This window comes from Sphingomonas adhaesiva (assembly GCF_036946305.1).
GTDB lineage: Bacteria > Pseudomonadota > Alphaproteobacteria > Sphingomonadales > Sphingomonadaceae > Sphingomonas > Sphingomonas adhaesiva_B.
Genome location: NZ_JAQIJJ010000005.1, coordinates 24,967 through 47,630, shown reverse-complemented (window position 1 = coordinate 47,630; position 22,664 = coordinate 24,967). Strand labels below are relative to the sequence as shown.

Sequence of the window (22,664 nt, the reverse complement as noted above, 5' to 3'; positions counted from 1 at the left end):
CTCGGTCCAGCGTAACTAAAGTTATCTTGTCGTTGACACCCGCCCCGCGCGTGGTCCAACCATGCGGGCGGGGCGGCGACAGACTGCGAGCGGGAGAGCGTGCATGGTGCTGACCAAGGGCGACGACTATCCGATCCACCAGACCGCGGAGCCGGTGGCCTATGCCGGCACCGACCGGAATTTCTACGATCGCTATTATTTCAACGGCTATGCGCCCGGCGTCGGCGACGACGGCTTCCTGGCGGTGGCGATGGGCGTCTATCCGCACATCAACGTGATCGATGCCAGCTTCTGCTGGCTGATGGGCGGGCGGCAGGTAAACCTGCACGCCAGCCGCGGGCTGAACATGGAGCGGATGGATACGCGCGTCGGCCCGATCGCGATCGAGGTGGTCGAGCCGCTGAAGGCGCTGCGCATCACCGTCGACGCGCCGGAGGAGCGCATCCGGGCGGAGCTGACCTTCACCGGGCGCGCCTTCCCGCAGGAGGAGCCGCGCTTCACCCGGCGCAACGGCCCGCGCGTGCTGATGGACGTGACGCGGCTGACGCAGAACGGGCGCTACGAGGGCTGGGTCGAGGTGGACGGCGAGCGCCACGACGTGTCCGGCTGGATCGGCACGCGCGACCGCAGCTGGGGCGTGCGCCCGATCGGTGCGCCCGATGCGCAGCCGCCCAGCCCGGCGATCACCCCGCAATTCTTCTGGCTGTGGAGCCCGTGCGTGATGGAGGGCGGCGAGCTGTACCTCCACACCAACGACGACGCGCACGGCCGCTTCTGGAACCGCCGCGCGACGTGGCGGCCCGAGGGCGGGGGTGCGGAGGACGAGCATCATTTCGACGAGGCCGAATATCGCATCGCATGGCGCCAGGGATCGCGCCATGCGCAGACCGCCGAGGCGGTGCTGACCGATGCGTCGGGCGACACGACGGTGACGTTCGACATCGGCCGCACCTTCATGATGAAGGGCCTGGGCTATACCCATCCCACCTGGGGCCATGGCATCAGCCATGGCGAGGCGCTGACCGTCGAGCGCGAGGATTTCGTGCCCGACGAGCTGGACCCGCTACAGCCGCATCACCTGCATATTCAGGCGTCGGTGGGGGTGACGATGACCGGGCCGGACGGGCAGGTCCGCCGCGGCAAGGGCGTGCTGGAGCAACTGGCGATCGGCCCGCATGCGCCGTCCGGGTTCACGGGCATGCTGGATCCGGCGTGATGGGTGTGCACGGTGATGTGCTCCTGCGCACGCAGGAGCCCAGGGTTGCGGTACGCAACGTGCGTGGTCGCGCGTGGCCCTGGGTTCCGGCGTTCGCCGGAACACGGAGCGGCGGACGATGACCGGCACCCCGCTCCACCCCGATCAGGTCGCGGCGTATCTGTCGCGGCTGTGGGACACGCCGGTCGCGATCGAGGCACTGGCGCGCATCCCCGGCGGCGCCAGCCGCGAGACGTGGCGGTTCGACGCCGTGGCGGGCGACACCCGGCACCAGCTGATCCTGCGCCGCGATCCGGGCGGCAGCCTGATCGATACCGAGAGCGAGACCGAGTTCCGCGCCTATGAAAGCGCGCAGGGCGTCGTCCCCGTGCCGCGCGCGGTGGCGCTGGAGCGCGACGGGGCGGAGCTGGAGCGGCCGTTCTTCATCATGGAGCGGGTCGAGGGGGGCGAGGTCTGCTCGCCGTTCGCGCGCGCGCCGTTCGGCGATCATGCCGCCGCGCTGGGGACGGCGTTCTTCGGCGCGCTGGGGCGGCTCGCCGCGGCACCGGTCGCGGGGACGCCGCTGGCGGGTCACCTGCCCGCGCCGGCACCCGACGAGGCGTGGCGCATCGCGCTCGATTATTGGGAGACGGTGATCGACGACGATGCGGACGCGCCGATCCCGGTCGTGCGCGCCGCGATCCGCCGGTTGCGTGCCGCCCCGCCGCCGCCGGCCCAGCGCGTCGCGATCGTCCATGGCGATTATCGCTCGGGCAATATGATGCACGATGGCGCCGGGCGGATGTTGGCGATGTTCGACTGGGAAATGGCGCATCTGGGCGATCCGCTGGAGGATCTCGGCTGGGCACTCGACCCGATCTGGGATCATTTCGACCCCGGCAGCGCGTGCGGGATGGTGTCGCGCGACGACGCGCTGGCGATCTGGCAGCGCGCGAGCGGGCTGACGGTCGATCCGCAGGCGATGCGCTGGTGGGCGCTGTTCAATTCGGTCAAGGGCCGCGCGATCTGGACCTCGGCATGGCGCGAGTTCGTCGACGGCGGGCGCACCGATCCGGTGCTGGGGCTGTCGGGCTGGTATGTGGCGCGGCGGCAGGATGCGATCATCGCCGCGCAACTGGAGGCGGCCGCATGAGTGATGTGGGCGAAGTGCTGACCGGGGTCGCGATGGTGTCGCTGGGCAGCGGCGCGGCGGTGCAGGGCAGCGATGCCTATGGCGGTGCGATGATGACCGTCGCCGGGCTGCTGGGGCTGTTGTCCGCGCAGGAGGCGGAGCGCGCGGCGGCGTGGCGCGCCGCCGATATCGCGGACATGAGCGCGCTGCTGCCCGACGCGGGCGTCGCCACGGCGGCGGACCTGACGCTGACCGCGCTCGACGCCGAATGGGCGGCCTTGTCGGAGGCGCTGATCGCGCACCACGCCGCGGTCGAGGCGGCGGGCGACGCCGCGCAGGATCGCGCGATCCTCTGTTTCTATCGCGAGAGCGCCGCTCGCCGGGAGTTCATATGGCCGCAGTAATCGACCTTCCGCTCACCGGTGTGCGCGTGGTGGACATGGCGGCGGGGCCGCTCGCCGCCACCGCGCGCCTGCTGGGCGAGCTGGGCGCGGAGGTGATCCGCGTCGAGCCGCCGCAGGGCGATCCCGATCGTGCCGCCGGGCCGATGCTGGCGGGGACCAGCCTGTCGTGGGTCGCGCGCAATCTGGGCAAGCGCGCGACCGCGATCGACCCGGCCGACCCCGCGCTCGACGCGCTGCTGGCCGAGGCCGACGTGCTGATCGAGACGACGCGGCCGGGCAGCGACGCGCATTTCGCGCTCGACCCCGCCGGGCGCGCGGCGCGGCACGCGCATCTGGTGGTGCTGTCGGTCAGCGACTTCGGGCAAGCGGGGCCATGGGCCGGGTGGCAGGCGACCGATGCGGTGCTCCACGCCGTGTCGGGTGGGCTGTCGCGCTCCGGGCTGCCCGATCGCGAGCCGCTGCTGCCGCCCGGCGAGCTGACGTTTCAGACCGCGGCGGTGCAGGCGGCCTATGTCGCGCTCGTGTCGTTCGTCCAGCGGTTGCGCGATGGGCGCGGCGACCATGTCGACCTCTCGCTGCTGGAGGCGGGGATGGCCGCGCTCGACCCCGGCTTCGGGGTGGCGGGCAGCGCGCAATCGGGTGTGCCGGCGTGGAAGATGTCGCGCGGGCGCGTCGACGAGCGGCATCGCTATCCGATCATCCCCTGTGCCGACGGCTTCGTGCGGCTGTGCGTGCTGGCGCCGCGGCAATGGCGCGGGATGTGGGAGTGGATGGGGCGGCCCGAGCAGTTCGCCGGGCCGGAATGGGAGAAGATCCAGACCCGCTTCCGCTCGCCCGACCTGATCCCCGCGATGGCGCGCTTCCTGGCGGACAAGACCCGCGCCGAGATCGAGGAGGAAGGCGCCGCGCGCGGCATTCCCTGCGCCGGGTTGCTCGACCTGAACGAGGCGGTGCGCACCGCACAGATGACGGCGCGCGCGGCATTCGCGCCGGTCGAGGTGGCGCCGGGGGCGAGCGCCACCTTCCCCAACGGCACGATCGAGATCGACGGCGCGCGCGCCGGCATCCGTGGACCTGCGCCGGTTCGGGAGGAGGGCGCCACCTTCCGTTCGGCGCGCCCGGCGTGGCAGGTGCCGTCCGCCGACCGTCCGCTGGCGGGCGTCAAGGTGCTCGACATGGGCATCATCGTCGTCGGGGCGGAGACGGGGCGGCTGCTCGCGGATCAGGGCGCGGACGTGGTGAAGGTGGAGAACGGCGCCTTCCCCGATGGCCAGCGCCAGTCGCGCGACGATGCGCCGGTGTCGATCACCTTCGCGGCGGGGCATCGCAACAAGCGCGGGCTGTCGATCGACCTGAAGTCGGACGAAGGGCGCGCGCTGTTCGAGCGGCTGCTGCGCGAGGCGGACGTGCTGCTGTCCAATTTCAAGCCCGGCACGCTCGACGGGCTGGGCTTCACGCGCGAGCGGCTGGCGGCGCTCAACCCCGCACTGGTGGCGGTCGACAGTTCGGCATTCGGGCCGACGGGGCCGTGGAGCCGGCGGCTGGGCTATGGCCCGCTCGTGCGCTGCTCCGCGGGGCTGACCCCGCAATGGACCTATGACGGCGAGCCGGAGAGCTTTTCCGACGGGATCACCGTCTATCCCGATCACGTCGCGGCGCGCGTCGGCGCGGTGGGCGCGGTGGCGCTGCTGATCCGGCGCTGGCGCACCGGGCGGGGCGGCAGCGCCAGCGTCAGCCAGGCCGAGGTGATGCTGGGGCATATGGCGACGCAGATCGCGAGCCAGTCGGCGGGCATCGACCTGCCCGTGCGCGAGGGGCCGTGGGGCATCTATCCCGCGGCGGGCGAGGACGAATGGGTCGTCGTCACCGCGCGCGACGAGGCCGATCGCGCCGCGCTGCGCGGCGTGATCGGCGACACCCCGCTCGCCGACTGGACCGGCACGCGCGACGCGGCCGAGGCGGCGACGACGCTACAGGCGGCGGGGGGTGCCCGCCGGGCACATGTTGCGCGTGGTGGAACTGCCCGATGCACCGCAGTTCCAGGCGCTGGGCACCTTCCGCACGGTACGCCACCCGCTGATCGACGTGCCGTTCGCGGTGGAGGGGGCGCCCGCGCGCACGCGCCTGCCCGAGCCGGGACAGACGCCTGCGCCGCGCATCGGCGAGGATAGCGACGGCGTGCTGGCCGACTGGCTGGGGCTGTCGCGCGCCGCAATCGAGGATCTGCTGTCCCGCCGGGTGATCGAGACACCCGTGCGCGAGGCGGCCTGACGAAAGGGACATGACGATGAGTGAACTGGGCAACGACGCCGTGACGGTCGAGCGGCAGGGCCATGTGATGATCGTGACGATCAACCGGCCCGAGGCGCGTAACGCGGTCAACCGCTTCGTGCATGAAGGCGTGGGCGATGCGCTGGAGGCCGCCGAACACGACCCCGAGGTGCGCTGCGTGATCGTGACGGGCGCGGGCGACAAGTCGTTCTGCGCCGGCGCCGATCTGGTCGCGCTGTCGCGGGGTGAGAGCCTGGCGCCGGATGATCCCGCCAAGGCGGCATGGGGTTTCGCGGGGCTGGTCAGCCACGCCATCTCCAAGCCGGTCATCGCCGCGGTCAACGGCCATGCGCTGGGCGGCGGGCTGGAGATCACGCTGGCGTGCGACCTAGCGGTGGCGGTCGACACCGCGCAATTCGGGCTGCCCGAACCCAAGCGCGGGCTGTTCGCGGCGGCGGGCGGCGTGTTCCGCCTGCCCGAGCAATTGCCCAAGAAGATCGCGATGGAGATGATCCTGACCGGCGATCCCATCTCCGCCGCGCGGGCGCTGGAACTGGGCCTGATCAATGCGGTCGCGCCCGCGGGCGGGCTGATCGAGGCGGCGCTGACGCTGGCCGGGCGGATCTCGGTCAATGCGCCGCTGTCGGTGCAGGCATCGAAGCGGATGGCGCAAGGCATCGTCGATCGCGGCGTGCCGCGCGAGGAAGCGGCGTGGAAGCAGAACCGCGCCGAGACGAAGATCGTCTTCACCAGCGAGGATTCGCGTGAGGGGCCGAAGGCGTTCGCGGAGAAGCGCGCGCCGGTGTGGAAGGCGAAATGATGGTGGACGACAGCCGCGTCGCGGTCATCGTCGGGGTGGGGCAGGTCAACGACCGCCCCGCCGATCCGGCGCAGGGGATGGAGCCGCTCGACCTGATGCGCGCCGCATTGGAGGCGGCGGACAAGGATGCGGGCGGCGGCTGGCTCGCCGCGGTCGATTCGGTCGCGGTGGTTAAGCAGATCAGCTTCATGACGCAGAACCCGCTGGCCGAGAAACTGGGCGCGGCGATCGGCGCGACGCCGTCTCTGGCCTATGAATCGGTCGGTCCCAATGGCGACAGCCCGATCCTGCTGCTCAACGAAGCGGCCAACCGCATCGCGCGCGGCGAGATCACCATCGCCGTAGTGGCGGGGGCGGAGGCGCTGCGCACCGCCAGCCAGCGTGCCGCGGCGGCGGCGAAGACCAGCGTCGCGGACCAGAACCCGCTGCGCTCACTCGCGAAGAAGGCGGCACCCGGCTATCGCCAGCGCTACGGCCTCTCCACCCCGGTCGACGTCTATCCGCTCTACGAGAATGCCGGCCGTGCCGCCTACGGCCAGACGCTGGACGAGGGGCAGCGCGAGTCGGGCGAGATCTGGTCGCGGTTCAGCGAGGTTGCGGCCAAGGCTCCGGCGGCGTGGATCCATGCACCGCGCTCCGCGGAGGAGATCGCCACCGCGACCGCGGACAATCGCCCGATCGCCTTTCCCTATACGAAGCTGATGGTCGCCAATTCCAGCGTCAATCAGGGGGCGGGGTTCCTCGTCACCTCGCTGGCCGAGGCGCGGCGGCGCGGCGTGCCGGAGGAGCGGATCGTCTATGTCGGACGCGGCGCGTCGGCGCATGAGGACGACGATTTCCTCGCGCGCGACCGCTACGACCAGTCGCCCAGCATGGCGACGTGCCTGACGCGGACGCTGGAGTATAATCGGGTGACCGCCGACGATCTCGATCTGGTCGAGCTGTATTCCTGCTTCCCCTGCGTGCCCAAGATGGCGCGGCGCGTGATCGGCTGGCCGGTGGAGAAGCCCGCGACGGTGTTCGGCGGGCTGACCTTCGGTGGCGGGCCGATCGGCAATTACATGAGCCATGCGGTCGCCGAGATGGTCGACGCGCTGCGCGCCGGGGAGGGGACGAAGGGGCTGCTGTTCGCCAATGGCGGCTATGCGACGCACAATCACGCGATCGTGTTGGCGATGCAGCCGCTGCCGGGTGCGGGCGAGGCGCACGACTTCGACGTGCAGGCGGAGGCGGATGCCGCGCGCGGGGCCGTGCCCGAACTGGTGAAGGACTATGCCGGTCCGGCGACGGTCGAGACCTATACAGTCTTCTACGCGCGCGACGGCAGCGCGAAGGCGGGGGTGGTCGTGGCGCGCACCCCGGATGGCCAGCGCACGCTGGCCAAGGTGCCGGCGGAGGATGCCGATACGATCGCATGGCTGACCGATGGCGCGACCGAACCGGTCGGCGCGGTGGGCGAGATTGCCGCGGCGGGCGACGATATGATCTGGCAGCGTGCGGTAGCGTAACCTTCCGTCACCCCGGGCCTGACCCGGGGTCCCGCTTCTTCTACTACGGTGGCGAGAAAGCGGGACCCCGGGTCAAGCCCGGGGTGACGGTGTAAGGATCTTTCACATGACCCATTTCCGCCCGCGCCGCAGCGCGCTGTATCTGCCCGCCTCCAACGCGCGTGCGATCGAGAAGGCGCGGACGCTCGATTGCGACGTGGTCATCCTCGACCTGGAGGATGCGGTCGCGCCCGAGCAGAAGGCGGCGGCGCGCGACGCCGCGGTCGCCGCGGTGCGCGACGGTGGGTTCGGCCGCCGCGAGCTGGTGGTGCGCGCCAATGCGCCCGACACGGACGCGGGCATAGCGGATCTCGCCGCGTTGAAGGACAGCGGGGTCGCCGCGGTGTTGCTGCCCAAGGTTTCCGACCCCGCCATCCTCCACACCGCGCGCGCTGCGCTGGGCGAAGGACCAAGGCTGTGGGCGATGATCGAGACGTGCCGCGCGATCGTCGACCTGCCCGCGATCGCCGCCGCCGCGCCCGCGACGGGCCTCGCGGCGTTCGTGGTCGGCACCAACGACCTCGCCAAGGAGATGCGCTGCCGCCCCGGCGCGACCCGCAGCCCCCTGCTGCCGATCCTGACGCAGGTGGTGCTGGTGGCGCGGATGGCGGGGCTGGTCGCGCTCGACGGCGTCAGCAACGTGCTGGACGATGTCGATGCGATCGAGGCGGAATGTCGCCAGGGGCTGGAATGGGGCTTCGACGGCAAGACGCTGATCCACCCCGCGCAGATCGCGCCGGCGAACCGCGTGTTCACGCCGTCCGACGCCGAGGTGGCGTGGGCGCGCAAGGTGACGGCGGCGTTCGACTCGCCGGAGCATGCGGGCAAGGGCGCGATCCGGGTCGAGGGGAAGATGGTGGAACTGCTCCACCTGGAGGAGGCGCGGCGGACGCTGGCGGTGGTGGAGGCGGTCGGACACTAAAAAAAGCCCCTCCTCTTTAGAGGAGGGGTTGGGGGTGGAGTGATGTCTCACCGAGACCGTCGCTCGTGACTGCCCCGCCCCCGGCCCCTCCCCTGAAGGGGAGGGGGGGAAGAAGTTACCGCGTCGCCGCGACCGCGGGACCGTACAGGATGCCGTTGAACAGCAGCTTGAACGTCGCATAGGGTTGCGCGCGCTGGGTCACTTCCGGCCCCATCGCGAACAGCTTGCCGCGGCCCAGGTCCGCGTCCGCCACCGCGACGGTGCCGTTCAGTTTCTCCTGACCGACCGCCCAGCCGCTGCGCAGCGGCGACGCGCCCTCGAACCACGCCACCCGCCGCACGTCGCCGGACATCACGAACGGCTGGCTCTCGTCGAAGAACATGTCGACCTTGGGCGTCATGCCATAGGCCAGCGGCTGTCGCGGATCGACGCTCGCCTGGATGAGCGAGCCGGGGATGTAGAAGTCCTTGTGCGGCAGCGCGGCGGTGGTGCCGTCGGGCTTCTTCGTCACCAGCGCGGGCTGGATCGACGGGTTGAGCCATGTCGCCAGCGTGTTCGCGCTGCCGACCGTGATGACCGTGCCGCCTCCTTCCGCGAAGTCGCGGATCGCCGGCAGCGACCGGTCCTGCGTCACCTCGCCCAGCCAGCCGCGATAGTCGGCCGGGATCGCCTCGGGCTTGGGCAGGTCGAAGCGATAGCCGCCGGGATAGGCGCCGCCGCGCGTCACCGGCACGGTGCCGTCCGCGAACAGCAGCACGTCGTATTTCGCCTTGAGATTACCGGCGTCGAGCTGCTGCGGATAGACGACCTCGAACGGGAATTCGTACTGCTCCAGCAGCCAGCGGGTCCAGCCCGCGGGCATGACGCCGCCGTAGCGGTCGACCAGCCCGACGCGCACCGGCTTCAGCTTCCACGTCGTTCCCGCCGGCGCGCGCGACTGCGCATAGGCGTCGACGCCCAAGGCTGCGGATTGTTCGATCACGGCACGCGCGCCGGGCGAGGCTGGCACCCACAAGGCGCCCGCCGCCAGCGTGCGCCCGGCGACCTTCGTCTCGCCGGGCACCCAATGGACCGGCACACCCGCCTTCAACAGCCGGTTGGTCAGCGTGAAGCCGTTGTTCGCCTCATGCCCGATCAGCCAGCCGGCATTGCCGCCGCCGATGATGCGGCCGGCGGGCGGGGCGATCGCCTCCGCGCTCACCTTCTCGAACGAGCCGGTGAAGCCGTCGAGCACGCGGTCGAACTGCACCCCCATCTGATACGCCAGTGTATAGCCGGTGATGTCATAGGGCGCCTTGGGCGGGCCGCCGGGATATTCGGCGTCGTGGGGATGGTCCTGTGGCTCGAACATGTCGAGGACGTGCGGGCGATAGGCCTGTGCGGTGCGCACGACATAGCTGCCCGCGGGATAGCGCTTGTTCCCTGCGGTGAAGGCGGCGGTGGCGCGCTCCACGTCGACGCCGTTCTTGAGCAGCGCGTTGAGGAAAGCGATGGTCGTCGGCAGGTCGCGCTGCGCCGCGGGCGGCAGGATATAGCCGCGCGGATCGCGCATCGCGGGGTCGTTGAGCACCGAGCCGTAGAGCGCGGAATCGACCGCCGGCGGACCGCGGAAATAGACCTCGCCGCCCGGCGCCGTCTTGCCCTTGGCGGCGTCCTTGACCGCGTCGATCCGCTTGGGCGTGATCGTCCAGCTGTCGCGGCTGCCCTTGTCGATCGACGCCTTGCCCATGCGCCAGATGTTCATCAGCAGCCGTTCGCGGTTGCGTGCGGCATAATCCATCACCGCGCGGTCGAGCGACCATTGATATTCCAGGCTGTCCTTCAGATGCCATTCGCGCGGACCGATCGGCAGCGTCTCGTCGTTGCGGGCGAGTTGCAGGTCCGGGATCAGCGGGATCTTTTCCGGGGTCGGCCCGCCGATGATCTCGGTCAGCAGCCCGATCGAATTGTGGAAATAGGCGACCGAACGCACCATGCCGTTGTGCCAGGTGGAATAAGGCGCGGCCGAGCGCGCGCCCGATCCGGCCTTGTCCTCCGACACCAGCCGGCTGTGCATCGCAGCACCCACCTCCTGCAATTCGTTCATCACGATCGGCGAGTAATTGTAGTTGAACGGGTCGCGGAACGGGGGCACGAACACCACCATCCCCGCCGGTCCGGTCTGGTGCTGGTTGAAGATGATCTGCGGGAACCACTGGCGGAAGAAGACGCGGTTGAGCGCGGTCGTCTCCGGCATCTGCGACATGAAGCTGTCGCGGTTGTTATCGTGGCCGACATACTTCTGATAGAGGCGCGGAATGGTGCGGAACTCGCGATCCTTGGGATCCTTGTTGCGCATGTACCAGTCGGCGACCAGTTGCAGCCCGTCGGGATTGTCGTGCCCGAACAGCACGATCGTCTCGTCCAGGATGCGCTTCGTCTCCGCATCCTGGCCGCTGAGCATGCGATAGAGGACGTGGATCTGGCTTTGCGTCGTCACCGTCTCGGTCGCGTGGAGCCCGGCGTCGATCCACACCACCGCGCGGCCCTCGTTGGCGAGCGCCTGCGCCTGCGCCTCGCTCACGCCGTCAGCCTTCGCCAGTTGCTGCGCGATGGTACGATAGCGGTCGAGCTTCGCGAGGTTGGCGGGGCTGGAGACGATCGCCACCCACATCGTGCGACCCTCGGCGGATTTTCCGATGTCGACCAGCTTGATGCGGTCCGACTGCGCCGCCAGCGTCTTCAGATATTTCTCATAGGCGTCGTAATTGGCGAGGTAATAATCGCTGCCCGGCTCGGTGGCGAAGGCCTCGGCGGGGGAGGGGAGCGCCCCGACCTTGGGACTGATCGGCTCGGACGCCGCGGGAAGTGCCAGTGCCAGCGCCGCGGCGCCGATCAGGAAGGCCGTCTTCATCGCGTCAGTCCCCTTTTGCCGTTTTATCGTTGTCGGCTCGCCCTCACCCTTCCGGCGCGTGCCGCGCCTCCCTCCCTCTCCCGGCGGGAGAGGGAAGAGGCCCATCGCCGAGGGGTGATGGGAAGGGTGAGGGCGACGCTCTCCTCGGAGAGACGCAGCCGCGCGCATCCACCACACCACCGCCTGTGAAAAAATCACGCCGGTACAAGGTCGAACGCCACGGTCAGTCGCGGCGCATCGCCGGTGAACGGCTCGGTCCCGTGCCACAGATAGGAGGGGAACAGCGCCAGCATCCCCGGTTCGGGCCGGACGTGCCGGAACGGCGCGAGCGCCGGCACGGTCGGCCCCCCCGGCCGCCCGAACGCCAGCCAGCCCTGCGGCGGCGTCGCCACCGCATCAGGCAGCGCGACGTAGAAGGCGGACGACAGCCAGCCTGCGGGATGGACGTGATCGGTGTGGAAGCCGCCCGGCATCAGCCGCACCGACCATGCCCCCGCGATGCGATACCCGCCGCGTGCGCGCCGCCGCACCGGATCGCCGCCCGCGCCCAGCGCGGCGATATGCGCGCGGATCGGCGCGTCGAACGCGGCGAACAGCGCTGCGATCACCGGCGTCTCGACCGTCGACAGGTCGACCTGCGTCTGGCTGCCATGGCGGATCGATTGTTCCAGCGGATGAGTGCGCCATCCGTGGAGCGTGTCGAGCGCGGTGGCGAGATCGGCGAGATAGGCGGGCAGGTCGCGCCACCCCGCCGGCGTCGCGATCGTCGCGGTGCGGACCAGCGCGGGATCCTCGCACAAGGCGGCGTGGCGGGCGTCGCCCGCTAGTCGCCACGCGGTCGCCATCAGCGCGATCGCGGCCTGATCGTTGGGTGCGGCGGCGACCACGCGCTCCGCCAGCGCCGCGGCTTCGCCGATCCGCCCCAGATGCAGCAGCGCCTCGACCGCGGCGCGCGCTGCGTCGATCGACGCGGGCGCGGCGCGTAGCGCGGCGGTGGCATGATCGAGTTGCGCCGACGCCCGCCCCAGCTGCCCCGCCACGCCCGCCGCGGCGAGCCGCAGCGCGACCGCATCCGGCGCGCGGTCCAGCGCACGATCCAGCACCTGCGCGGCGCGCGCCACCTCGCCGACGCCGGTCAGTACCGTCGCGCGCACCAGCGCGAGGTCGGCAGTGTCGGGCGCGCGGTCGAGCATCGCCATCGCGTGGCGCGCATCGCCGCTGCGCATCCAGCGCAATTGCGCGAGATCGCGGTGCGCCACTGCATAATCGGCGCGCCGTGCGATCGCCTGTGCGTAAGCGGCCTCCGCCTCGTCGAGCTGGTGTAGTCCCTGAAGCGCCCGCGCCTGCACCAGATACGTCTCCGGCGCGGTGCCGCCCAAGGCGATCGCGCGGGCGCAGGCGGCGATGGCGCCCGCGAAATCCCCCGCATCCCCCAGACGGGCGGCGAGATTATGCTCCGCGATTGCCGACGTCGTCACCGTCGCGGCATCTTCGGGCGCAGCGCGGACAGCACGCCGCGCACGGTGCGCACCTCCTGGCTGTTCCACCCCGGCTTGGTCAGCAGCGTGCGCAGCGTCCGCCGCGTCGCGGGTGCGCGCGCCTCCGGGAAGAAATAGCCGGCATCCTCCAGCATCGCGTCGAGCTGCCCGATCATCCCGTCCAGCTCCTCCTGCGGCGCGGGCGGCAGCAATTCCGTGTCGGGCGGCGAGGCGAGCGCCACGCCCTTCGACCATTCATAGGCCACCAGGATCACTGCCTGCGCGAGGTTGAGGCTGCCGAATTCCGGGTTGATCGGCACGGTGACGATGGTGCGCGCCAGCGCGACGTCGTCGGTCTCCAGCCCCGATCGTTCGGGGCCGAACAGGATCGCGGTGCGCGCAGGGCTGGCGTGGATGTCGCGTGCGGCCTGTTCCGGGGTGACGACGGGCTTGGTGACGCCGCGCTTGCGCACGGTGGTGGCATAGACGTGCGCGCAATCCGCCACCGCGTCCGCGACGCTGTCGAACACCTGCGCGCGTTCCAGCACGATGTCGGCACCCGAGGCGGCGGGGCCTGCCTGGGGATTGGGCCAGCCGTCCCGCGGGGCGACCAAGCGCAGGTCGACCAGCCCGAAATTGAGCATCGCGCGGGCCGCCTTGCCGATGTTCTCGCCCAGTTGCGGGCGGACGAGGACGATGACGGGGGGCGGGGTGGGGGTTTCTTCCACCATCCGTTCGTCCTGAGGAGCCGCTGAGCCTGTCGAAGCGGCGTCTCGAAGGACTGCCCGGCTGGCGAGGGACCGTACTTTGTCCCAGTCGCCGTTGACGAGCGCTTCCTTCTTGGCGCGTGACCAGCCCTTCAACTGCCGCTCTGCGGTCAGTGCCTCGTCACGGCTGGGAAAATCCTGCGACCACACCAAGGCCACGGGCAAGCGTGTCGCGGTGTAGCCACCCAGGGATCCGCTCTGGTGCGCTGCTATCCGCGCGTCGAGGTCGTCGGTATGACCGATGTAGAAGCTGCCGTCGGCGCAACGGAGCATGTAGGCGTGGAAACTCAACCGGGGCGTCCTTCGAGACGAGGCTTCGACAAGCTCAGCCTCTCCTCAGGATGAACGGATTTTTCAAGGCAGGAAAGATCCGTCGGCGCCTACCCCCGCCCCGCTTCCTCCACACTCCCCGCAAATTCCTCGAAATCCTTCGCCTCCCCGAATTCGCGATAGACGCTGGCAAACCGGATATAGGCGACCGAATCCAGTCCCTTCAGCCCGTCCATCACCATCTCGCCGATGCGCTTGGACGACACCTCCGCCTCGCCGCTGGTCTCCAGCTGGCGCTGGAGGCCGCTGACCAGCCGTTCCAGCTGGACCGGCTCGATCGGGCGCTTGCGCGCCGCGATCGAAATCGAGCGCAGCAGCTTCTCGCGGTCGAACGGCTCGCGACGGTGCTCGCTCTTCACCACCGTCAGCTCCCGCAGCTGGATGCGCTCGAACGTGGTGAAGCGCGCGGCGCAGCCCTCGCACTGGCGGCGGCGGCGGATCGCCGCCCCGTCGTCGGTGGGGCGGCTGTCCTTTACCTGGCTCGCCTCATGACCGCAGAAGGGGCAGCGCATCGAGCCTCAATAGCCCTTGTTCTTCGTGCCCTTGTGGTAGGCCCAGGCGGCACCCGCCAGCGCGCCGAACACCGGGCCGACGAACGGCACCGGGATCGCGACCACCGCGCCCAGCGCACCCCATTTGGCCATGCTCTTGCCGAGGCCAGGGGTGCCCTTCACATTGGCCTGCACCTCGCCGATCTTTTCGTCGAACTTCGCCACGAACGCGTCTCCTTACTGATAGATCGGGAACCGAGCGCACAGCGCGCGCACACGTTCCCGCACGTTCGCCTCGACCGACGCATCGCCCGCCTCGCCCTTGGCGGCCAGGCCGTCGAGCACGTCGGCGACCATGTTGCCGATCTCGCGGAACTCGGCCGTGCCGAAGCCGCGCGTGGTGCCCGCCGGGCTGCCGACGCGGATGCCGCTGGTCTTCATCGGCGGCAGCGGATCGTTGGGGATGCCGTTCTTGTTACAGGTGATGCCGGCACGCTCCAGCGCCTCGTCCGCATCCTTGCCGGTGACCTTCAGCGGGGTGAGGTCGACCAGCGCGAGGTGCGTGTCGGTGCCGCCGGAGACGAGGTCCGCGCCGCGCTCCTTCAGCGTCGCGGCCAGCACCTTGGCGTTTTCCACCACGCTGGCGGCATAGCTCTTGAACTCGGGACGCAGCGCCTCGCCGAAGGCGACCGCCTTGGCCGCGATGACGTGCATCAGCGGGCCACCCTGAAGCCCCGGGAAGACCGCCGAATTGATCTTCTTCGCAATGGCTTCGTCGTCGGTCAGCACCATGCCGCCGCGCGGACCGCGCAGCGTCTTGTGCGTGGTGGTGGTGACGACATGCGCATGGCCGAACGGGGTCGGGTGGACGCCGCCCGCGACGAGGCCCGCGAAATGCGCCATGTCGACCATGAAGAACGCGCCGACCTTGTCCGCGATGGCGCGGAACGCGGCGAAATCGATGTGGCGCGGGTACGCCGAGCCGCCGGTGATGATCAGCTTCGGCTTGGTCTCCACCGCCAGCTTCTCGACCGCGTCATAATCGATCAGGTGCGTGTCGGGGGTGACGCCGTACTGGACCGCGTTGAACCACTTGCCGCTCATCGCCGCGCGCGCGCCATGCGTCAGGTGGCCGCCGGCGTCGAGGCTGAGCCCCATCACCGTGTCGCCCGGCTTGGCCAGCGCCAGCATCACCGCGCCATTGGCCTGTGCGCCCGAATGCGGCTGGACGTTGACGAAGCCGCAGCCGAACAGCGCCTTGGCGCGATCGATCGCCAGCTGCTCGACCTCGTCGGACGGGTGGCAGCCCTGATAATAGCGCTTGCCGGGATAGCCCTCGGCATATTTGTTGGTGAAGACGCTGCCCTGCGCCTCCAGCACCGCGCGGCTGACGATATTCTCCGACGCGATCAGCTCGATCTGGGTCTGCTCGCGCGTCAGCTCATGCTCGACGCCCGCAAAGATCGCGGGATCGGCGTCAGCAAGGCCGCGGGTGAAGAATCCATCGGGCTGGACGTCGTTGAGCGAGGCGGGGTTCGTGCTCATGCGGGCTCCTTGAGCATGTCGACGCGCGCGGCATGGCGCCCGCCGAGGAAATCGGTGGAGAGGAAGGCGGTGATGCAGGCGCGCGCCATTTCGGGGCCGATCACGCGCGCGCCCATCGCGATGGCATTGGCGTCGTTGTGCTGGCGCGCGAGCGAGGCCGACAGCGGCTCCGACACCAAAGCGCAGCGCACCGCCGGGTTGCGGTTGACCGCGATCGAGATGCCGATGCCCGAGCCGCACAGCGCGATCCCGCGCTCGGCGTCGCCGGACGCGACCGCCTCGGCCAGGCGGCGGCCGTAATCGGGGTAGTTGACGCTGTCCGGTCCGTGCGTGCCCAGGTCGAGCATGTCGTGCCCTTCCCCCGTCAGCCAGTCGCGCAATTCGTCCTTCAACGAGACGGCGGCATGGTCGCAGGCGATAGCGATGCGCAAGGAACGACTCCCCGGGGCAGTGGATGCGGGAGCCTCTAGCGTCGCAGGGCCGGGAACGCCACCCGGAACGCGAGCCATGGCGCGGGGGTTGTTGCGCGCATGAACCGGATCGTCCTGCTCGCCCCGCTCGCGCTTGCCGCCTGCGGCAACCCCACGCAGCCCACGCCGGCGGAGACGACCGCCGCGACCAGCCCGGCGCCCGCCGTCATCACGCCCGCCCCGGCCGCCAGCGCGGCGGCGCCCGCCCCCGCCGCGACCGCGAAACTGGAGCGCGACTATCTGGGCAAATGGGTCGGGGTGGAAGGCATGTTCCTGAACGTGACGCAGCGTACAGGCGGCGGCGTCACGCTGGAGATGCAATGGGACCTCGACCACAAGGGGACATTCCCCGGATCGGTGACCGCGGAGGGGCTGCGCTTCACACGGGACGGGACGGATGAGATCGCGGTGCCGAGCGATGGCGACGCGACCGGGCTGAAATGGCTGGCGGGGAAGAAGGACTGCCTGACGGTGAAACCGGGCGAGGGGTATTGCCGGGGGTAACGCGATCTTGAACCCCTCCCCTTCAGGAGTGACAGGTCGGTCATACCCCCGGCATGACCTAAACGATCCGGGGGATCGTTTACCTGGCACTGGGCAGGGGTGGGGAAAGCCTCGCAGAGACCGTCGCTCGTGACTGCCCCACCCCAACCCCTCCCCTGAAGGGGAGGGGCTTTGAAGCGTGCTCCGGGAACTTTTTTTGCTTTGCAGCGTGAGGCGGCGTCATAAACGTGCGTCTGACCTGGGTGAAGCCATCCGAACGAGATGGCCAAGACCAGGGACCCACATATGCACCAGCGATTGTTCCGCCGCTCGATCCTTGCCGCCGGCACCTGCACCCTCGCGCTGATCGCCAGCCAGGCCGCCGCGCAGACGGCGGTGCCCGAAAGCCCGCCCGCGTCGGTCGAGGAGGCCGAGCAGACCGCGGCGCCGCCGCCGTCGGAGGACATCGTCATCACCGGCTCGCGCATCGCGCGGCCGGACTATGTCGCCAACTCGCCGATCGTCTCGCTGTCGCAGGACACGCTGGAGAATACCGGCCGCGTCACGGTGGAAAGCGCGCTGACCCAGTTGCCGCAGTTCAGTGGCGCGTTCGGTGCGGCCAACGGCGGCAGCACCTCGACCGGACTCAACGGCGGGCAGGCCTATGCCTCGCTGCGCGGGCTGGGGGCGAAGCGCACGCTGCTGCTGCTCGACGGGCGGCGCATCCAACCGTCGAACCCCGACGGCTCGGTCGACCTTAACATCCTGCCCGAGGCGCTGATCGAGAATATCGAGGTCATCACCGGCGGCGCGTCCACCACCTATGGGTCGGACGCGACCGCGGGCGTGGTCAACTTCCGGCTGAAGCGCAATTTCAAGGGGTTGGAGCTGAACGGCCAGACCGGCGTCAGCAATTACGGCGACGGCAATTCCTATCGCCTGACGGGCACGCTCGGGTCGAAGTTCGCCGACGATCGCGGCTCGGCGGTATTGTCGGTCGACTATACGAAGCGAGAGCGCGCGTTCCAGCAGGGCCGCGACTATTTCACCTTCCGCCAGTCGACCCCGGGCCTGTCGACCATTCCGCAGGGCACCGTGCTGTTCGGCGGAAACACGCCGACGCTGGAATCGGTGAACACGGTCTTCCAGGGGCAGTACGGCACGCCCGCGCTGCCGGGCACGAGCGCCGCGATCCCGCGCTATACCGGACAGATCGGGTTCAACACCGACCAGACGTTGTTCTCGACGGTCGGCGTCCCGGTCTACAACTTCCGCGATCCGCAGACCGACGAGGCCTATATCGTCAACTCGGGCACCAATTCGCAGCAGATCAACTTCGGCTACAATGGTTCGTCGATCCAGGCCGACCTCAGCCGCTGGTCGATCTTCGGCAAGGCGGATTACGACGTCACCGACGATGTGAAGGCGTTCGTCCAGGCGACCTATACGACCTATACCACGGTGGGGATCACCAACCCAACGCTGGCCTCCAACGTCTATGGCTTGCAGGTTCCGACCACTAATCCTTTCATCCCCAGGCGTTCAGGGATATTCTCGCCACCCGCGGCACGACGGCCGCCAATCGGAACGCCCCTTCACCTTCTACAAGGCGCTCAACATCCTGGGTCCGCGCATCCAGCGTTACGATTACGACGTGTACCAGATCACCGCCGGGCTGTCGGGTCGGGTCGGCATCCGCGATTGGACGTGGGACATCTATGCCTCCACCAGCCGCACCAAATATTCCAATGAGCAGCGCGGCGGCGCCTCCGCCAGCGCGACCGCACAACTGCTCAACTCGCCCACCGGCGGGACGGAATATTGCCAGGGCGGGTTCAACCCGTTCGGCAACCTCACCCCGTCGCAGGCGTGCATCGACTTCATCTCGCGTCGCACGCTCAACACCAACGAGCTGAAGCAGCGCACGGTCGAGGGGACGATGCAGGGCAGCCTGTTCGCCTTGCCGGCGGGTGACGTGCGCTTCGCGGTCGGCGCGGACTATCGCTACAACGGCTATTCCTTCACCCCGGACGCGCAGCTGTCGCTGCCCAACGGCACCAGCGACATCCTCGGCTATTCGGTGCTGCGCGCGGCATCGGGTGAGGTGAACGTGGGCGAGGCGTTCGCCGAATTGCTGGTCCCGGTGCTCCATGACCTGCCGCTGATCCAGCAGCTCGATCTCGATCTCGGCTACCGCTATTCCAAGTACGATACGATCGGCGGCGTCCACGCGTACAAGGCCGACGTGACGTGGCGCGTGTTCGAGCCGCTGCGTCTGCGCGGCGGATATAACCGCGCGATCCGCGCGCCCAGCGTCGGTGAGCTGTTCGCGCCGGTCTCCACCGCATCCGTCGCGGTCGGCACGGCCAGTTCGACCACGACCAACGGCGATCCGTGCGACCGGCGCTCGTCCTACCGCGCCGGCGCGAATGCGGCCGCGGTGCGCGACATCTGTCTGGCGCAGGGCATCTCTCCCAGCGTCTACACCGACTATACGCTCGGCACCGCACAGGTCTTCGCCCTGACCGGCGGCAACCCGCAGCTGAAGGAGGAAGTGGCCGACACCTTCTCCGCCGGTGGCGTGCTTCAGTCGCCGTTCGCGGGCATGTTCAAGAACCTGTCGCTGTCGGTCGATTTCTATTCGATCAAGATCAAGGGCGCGGTCGGGCCGCTGTCGATCGCGCAGGCGTTCCAGTTCTGCTTCAACTCGGGCGGCAACAACCCGACTTATTCGCCCAGCAACTATTATTGCTCGCTCATCACCCGCAACACCGACACCGGCGTGCCGGTCAACCCGCTCCAGCCCCTGCTGAACCTCGGCACCTATCAGGTGCGCGGCGTCGACTTCCAGTTCGACTGGCGCTTCCCGATCGGTGCGGACGCGGGCAATTTCGCGATCAACTCCGCGGTCAGCTATCTGGAGACGTTCAAGATCCAGGCGCTGCCCGGCGCACCCACCTATGACTATGCCGGGTCGATCGGTATCGGCGTCGATGCGACAGGCGGCATCGCGCATCCGCGGTGGAAGGGGATCACGTCGTTCACCTACACCCTGGGTCAGGCGAGCCTGGGGCTGCGCTGGCGCTATCTGTCGAGCATGATCAACTCGGCCAAGGTGGTGTCGCCGACCAGCACGACGCGCGGTGTCGCGGCCTATAACGTGTTCGACCTGAACGCGCGGTTCGAGGTCGACGACAGCACCGAGTTCCGCCTGGGCGCCACCAACCTCTTCAACCGCGCGCCGCCGCAATATGGCGATATCGAAGCGACCTACGACGCGCAGAACTACGACGTGATCGGCCGCTACTTCTTCATCGGCGCCACGAAGAAGTTCTGATCCGTTGCAACCGTCATTACCGCCTGCGCGGGAATGACGTGGTTATCAGGGAGGATATAATTATGAAGATCATCGCACTTGCCGCGGCACTGCTCGCCGGCACCGCGCTGCCTGCCGCGGCGGAGCCATTGGCGTCCGCCGACAGCCAGCAGATCCTGGCCAACGTCACCGCCGGCGAGAAGCCGCTCGGCGACACCGCGCTCCAGATCTGGAAGTTCGCCGAGGTCGGCTATCAGGAGACGCAAAGCTCCGCGCTGCTCCAGCAGCGGCTGAAGGCGGCGGGCTTCGCGGTCACCGCGGGGGTCGCGGGTGAGCCGACCGCGTTCGTCGCATCGTTCAAGAACGGTGCCGGCCCGGTCATCGGCGTGCTGGCCGAGTTCGACGCGCTGCCGGGCCTGTCGCAGGCCGCCGCGCCCGATCGCCAGCCGATCGGCGGCGACGCGGGCCATGGCTGCGGCCACAATCTGTTCGGCGCCGCCAGCAGCTATGCCGCGATCGCGGTCAAGCAGTGGATGGTGAAGAACAATGTGAAGGGCGAGATCCGCGTGTACGGCACCCCGGCCGAGGAAGGCGGATCGGGCAAGGTCTATATGGTGCGCGACGGCCTGTTCAAGGACGTCGACACGGTGCTCCACTGGCACCCGGGCAACGCCAATTCGGCGTCGCAGGGGCCGAGCATGGCCAATATCTCGGGCAAGTTCCGCTTCCACGGCAAGTCGGCGCACGCTGCGGGCAACCCCGACAAGGGCCGCTCCGCGCTCGACGGGGTCGAGGCGATGGACGCGATGGTCAACCTGATGCGCGAGCATATCCCCGACCGCACCCGCATTCATTACGTCATCACCAACGGCGGCAAGGCGCCTAATGTCGTGCCGGACGAGGCGGAGGTCTATTATTATGTCCGCCACATGGATCCCAAGGTGGTCCAGTCGGTGTGGGAATGGGTGAAGCAGGCCGCCGCCGGCGCCGCGATGGGCACCCAGACCAAGATGGATGTCGAGGTGACCGGCGGCGTCTATTCGATGCTGCCGAACGAGGCGCTGATGAAGGTGATGGACCGCTCGCTCCACACCGCGGGCGCGATCACCTGGACGCCGGAGGAAGTGGCGTTCGGGCAGAAGATCCAGACCACCTTCGCACCCGGCGCCCCCGCGCTGTCGAGCGTCGGCGAGATCCAGCCGGCGCGGATCGAGAGCGAGGCGCTGGGCGGCTCCACCGACGTGTCTGACGTCAGCTGGGTGGTGCCGACGGTGGGGCTGTCGACCGCGACCTTCGTGCCGGGATCGGCCGGGCATAGCTGGCAGAATGTCGCCGCCGCGGGCACCAGCATCGGCGTGAAGGGCGCGGTTCTCGCGGCCAAGACGCTGGCGCTGACCGCCGCCGACCTGTTCCGCTCGCCCGACACGATCGCCGCTGCGAAGCAGGAGTTCGCCGCCAAGCGGGGCGCGAATTTCGAGTATAAGGCGATGCTGGGCGACCGGAAGCCGCCGCTCGATTACCGCAAGACCGCGGGGGAGTGAGAAACGGCCCCCTCTCCCCTGCGGGGAGAGGGTCGGGGTGAGGGGCCGCCGCAGACGCTGCGCTCTGCGAGGCTCCCACCCCTCACCCAAACCCTCTCCCCGCAGGGAGAGGGCTTACGCTTACGGATAGCTCACCGTCTTCGGCGTCATCTCCGGCAGCGGGATCCATTCCGACTCGCCCGGCACGCTGGCGAAGCGGCCTTGCTTCCACGCGCGCTTCGCCTCGTTGATCGCCTCGCGCGAGGAATGGACGAAGTTCCACCACACATGGCGCGGGGTCGCGAACGCCCCGCCGCCGGCCAGCATCGCGCGCCCTCCCAGCGCCGAGGACAGCGTCGCCGCCACGCCGGGGCGCAGCACGTACAGCCGCTGCGGCTCCAGCGCGAGGCCGTCGAGCGACGCCTCGCCCTGCGCCAGATAGATCGCGCGCTCGTCCGCACCCGCGTCGATCGGCACGCTGGCGCCGGGATCGAGCATGATGTCGGCGTAGATGGTGGACGCGCGCGTGGTGGTCGGCGCGGCGGCGCCCCACAATTCGCCCATGATGACGCGCGCGCGGGCGCCGCCCGCCTCCACCACCGGCAGTTGCTCGACCGCGACATGTTCGAACGCGGGTGCCGCCTCCTCCTGCCCGTCGGGCAGCGCGAGCCAGGTCTGGATCCCCGCCAGCGCGGGACCGTCGGGACGGACGTCCGCGGGAGAGCGCTCCGAATGGACGATCCCCGTTCCCGCGGTCATCAGGTTGACCGCGCCCGGCGTGATCCGTGCATCGGTGCCGAGCGAATCGCGGTGCTGGAACGCGCCCTCGAACAGATAGGTGACGGTCGACAGCCCGATATGCGGGTGCGGGCGCACGTCGACGCCGTCCCCCGGCGGCAGGTGCGCCGGCCCCATCTGGTCGAAGAAGATGAACGGCCCCACCATCGTGCGCTCGCGATGGGGCAGGGTGCGATAGACCTTGAACCCGCCCAGATCGTGTGTGGCGGGCAGCAACGTCTGCAGGATCGCGTCGTCGCGGGTCGACATGGCGTGGCCTCGTTCGGGAAAGCGGATGCGCGA

General features: G+C 69.4%; 19 protein-coding genes. 11 read left to right on the top strand and 8 right to left on the bottom strand.

Features of this window, described 5'->3' with window-relative positions:
• The first annotated feature begins 103 nt into the window (after positions 1-103).
• From PGN14_RS09380 to PGN14_RS09350, 7 genes are all read left to right on the top strand, one after another.
• Positions 104-1,216 carry a hypothetical protein gene (locus PGN14_RS09380; protein ID WP_335299253.1) on the top strand — a complete coding sequence of 371 codons (1,113 nt, stop codon included), beginning with the start codon at positions 104-106 and terminating at the stop codon, positions 1,214-1,216.
• 118 nt (positions 1,217-1,334) lie between these two features.
• On the top strand, positions 1,335-2,348 hold the full coding sequence (locus PGN14_RS09375) for a phosphotransferase family protein (RefSeq protein ID WP_335299252.1): 1,014 nt from the start codon (positions 1,335-1,337) through the stop codon (positions 2,346-2,348).
• Complete coding sequence (locus PGN14_RS09370; RefSeq protein WP_335299251.1) at positions 2,345-2,731, top strand: hypothetical protein; 387 nt, start codon at positions 2,345-2,347, stop codon at positions 2,729-2,731. Before PGN14_RS09375 ends, PGN14_RS09370 begins: the two co-directional genes overlap by 4 nt.
• Entirely contained in the window at positions 2,719-4,902 is a 2,184-nt protein-coding gene (locus PGN14_RS09365) for a CaiB/BaiF CoA-transferase family protein (protein ID WP_335299250.1), read from the top strand. Before PGN14_RS09370 ends, PGN14_RS09365 begins: the two co-directional genes overlap by 13 nt.
• A gap of 110 nt (positions 4,903-5,012) precedes the next feature.
• A complete protein-coding gene (locus PGN14_RS09360) occupies positions 5,013-5,822 on the top strand; it encodes a crotonase/enoyl-CoA hydratase family protein (protein ID WP_335299249.1) in 810 nt (269 codons plus the stop codon).
• Entirely contained in the window at positions 5,819-7,330 is a 1,512-nt protein-coding gene (locus PGN14_RS09355) for an acetyl-CoA acetyltransferase (protein ID WP_335299248.1), read from the top strand. Before PGN14_RS09360 ends, PGN14_RS09355 begins: the two co-directional genes overlap by 4 nt.
• 106 nt (positions 7,331-7,436) lie before the next feature.
• Positions 7,437-8,291 (top strand): HpcH/HpaI aldolase/citrate lyase family protein, encoded by an 855-nt coding sequence (locus PGN14_RS09350; RefSeq protein WP_335299247.1) that lies wholly within the window; start codon positions 7,437-7,439, stop codon positions 8,289-8,291.
• Positions 8,292-8,406: 115 nt separating this feature from the next.
• On the opposite strand, the gene PGN14_RS09345 is transcribed toward PGN14_RS09350, so the two are convergent.
• From PGN14_RS09345 to rpiB, 7 genes are all read right to left on the bottom strand, one after another.
• Positions 8,407-11,184 carry a M14 family metallopeptidase gene (locus PGN14_RS09345; protein WP_335299246.1) on the bottom strand — a complete coding sequence of 926 codons (2,778 nt, stop codon included), beginning with the start codon at positions 11,182-11,184 and terminating at the stop codon, positions 8,407-8,409.
• Positions 11,185-11,378: 194 nt separating this feature from the next.
• Positions 11,379-12,662: a putative 2OG-Fe(II) oxygenase gene (locus PGN14_RS09340; RefSeq protein ID WP_335299245.1), complete on the bottom strand. Its 1,284-nt coding sequence runs from the start codon at positions 12,660-12,662 to the stop codon at positions 11,379-11,381.
• The gene (locus tag PGN14_RS09335) at positions 12,659-13,720 is read right to left on the bottom strand and encodes a TrmH family RNA methyltransferase (protein WP_443019492.1); all 1,062 of its coding nucleotides are present in this window, start codon (positions 13,718-13,720) and stop codon (positions 12,659-12,661) included. Before PGN14_RS09335 ends, PGN14_RS09340 begins: the two co-directional genes overlap by 4 nt.
• 89 nt (positions 13,721-13,809) lie before the next feature.
• On the bottom strand, positions 13,810-14,271 hold the full coding sequence (gene nrdR, locus PGN14_RS09325; RefSeq protein WP_335299244.1) for a transcriptional regulator NrdR: 462 nt from the start codon (positions 14,269-14,271) through the stop codon (positions 13,810-13,812).
• 6 nt (positions 14,272-14,277) lie between these two features.
• Complete coding sequence (locus PGN14_RS09320) at positions 14,278-14,475, bottom strand: hypothetical protein (protein ID WP_335299243.1); 198 nt, start codon at positions 14,473-14,475, stop codon at positions 14,278-14,280.
• Positions 14,476-14,487: 12 nt separating this feature from the next.
• A complete protein-coding gene (glyA, locus tag PGN14_RS09315) occupies positions 14,488-15,795 on the bottom strand; it encodes a serine hydroxymethyltransferase (protein WP_335299242.1) in 1,308 nt (435 codons plus the stop codon).
• Positions 15,792-16,226 (bottom strand): ribose 5-phosphate isomerase B, encoded by a 435-nt coding sequence (rpiB, locus tag PGN14_RS09310; RefSeq protein ID WP_335299241.1) that lies wholly within the window; start codon positions 16,224-16,226, stop codon positions 15,792-15,794. The genes glyA and rpiB overlap by 4 nt, the downstream gene beginning before the upstream one ends.
• Before the next feature lie 99 nt (positions 16,227-16,325).
• Between rpiB and PGN14_RS09305 the strand changes: the two genes are divergently transcribed.
• From PGN14_RS09305 to PGN14_RS09290, 4 genes are all read left to right on the top strand, one after another.
• Positions 16,326-16,769 (top strand): hypothetical protein, encoded by a 444-nt coding sequence (locus PGN14_RS09305; protein ID WP_335299240.1) that lies wholly within the window; start codon positions 16,326-16,328, stop codon positions 16,767-16,769.
• A gap of 285 nt (positions 16,770-17,054) precedes the next feature.
• A complete protein-coding gene (locus PGN14_RS09300; protein ID WP_335299239.1) occupies positions 17,055-18,500 on the top strand; it encodes a TonB-dependent receptor plug domain-containing protein in 1,446 nt (481 codons plus the stop codon).
• A complete protein-coding gene (locus PGN14_RS09295; protein WP_335299238.1) occupies positions 18,403-20,085 on the top strand; it encodes a TonB-dependent receptor domain-containing protein in 1,683 nt (560 codons plus the stop codon). Before PGN14_RS09300 ends, PGN14_RS09295 begins: the two co-directional genes overlap by 98 nt.
• 62 nt (positions 20,086-20,147) lie before the next feature.
• The gene (locus PGN14_RS09290) at positions 20,148-21,605 is read left to right on the top strand and encodes an amidohydrolase (protein WP_335299237.1); all 1,458 of its coding nucleotides are present in this window, start codon (positions 20,148-20,150) and stop codon (positions 21,603-21,605) included.
• Between the two features lie 120 nt (positions 21,606-21,725).
• On the opposite strand, the gene PGN14_RS09285 is transcribed toward PGN14_RS09290, so the two are convergent.
• Positions 21,726-22,631 (bottom strand): pirin family protein, encoded by a 906-nt coding sequence (locus tag PGN14_RS09285; protein ID WP_335299236.1) that lies wholly within the window; start codon positions 22,629-22,631, stop codon positions 21,726-21,728.
• Between the last annotated feature and the right edge of the window lie 33 nt (positions 22,632-22,664).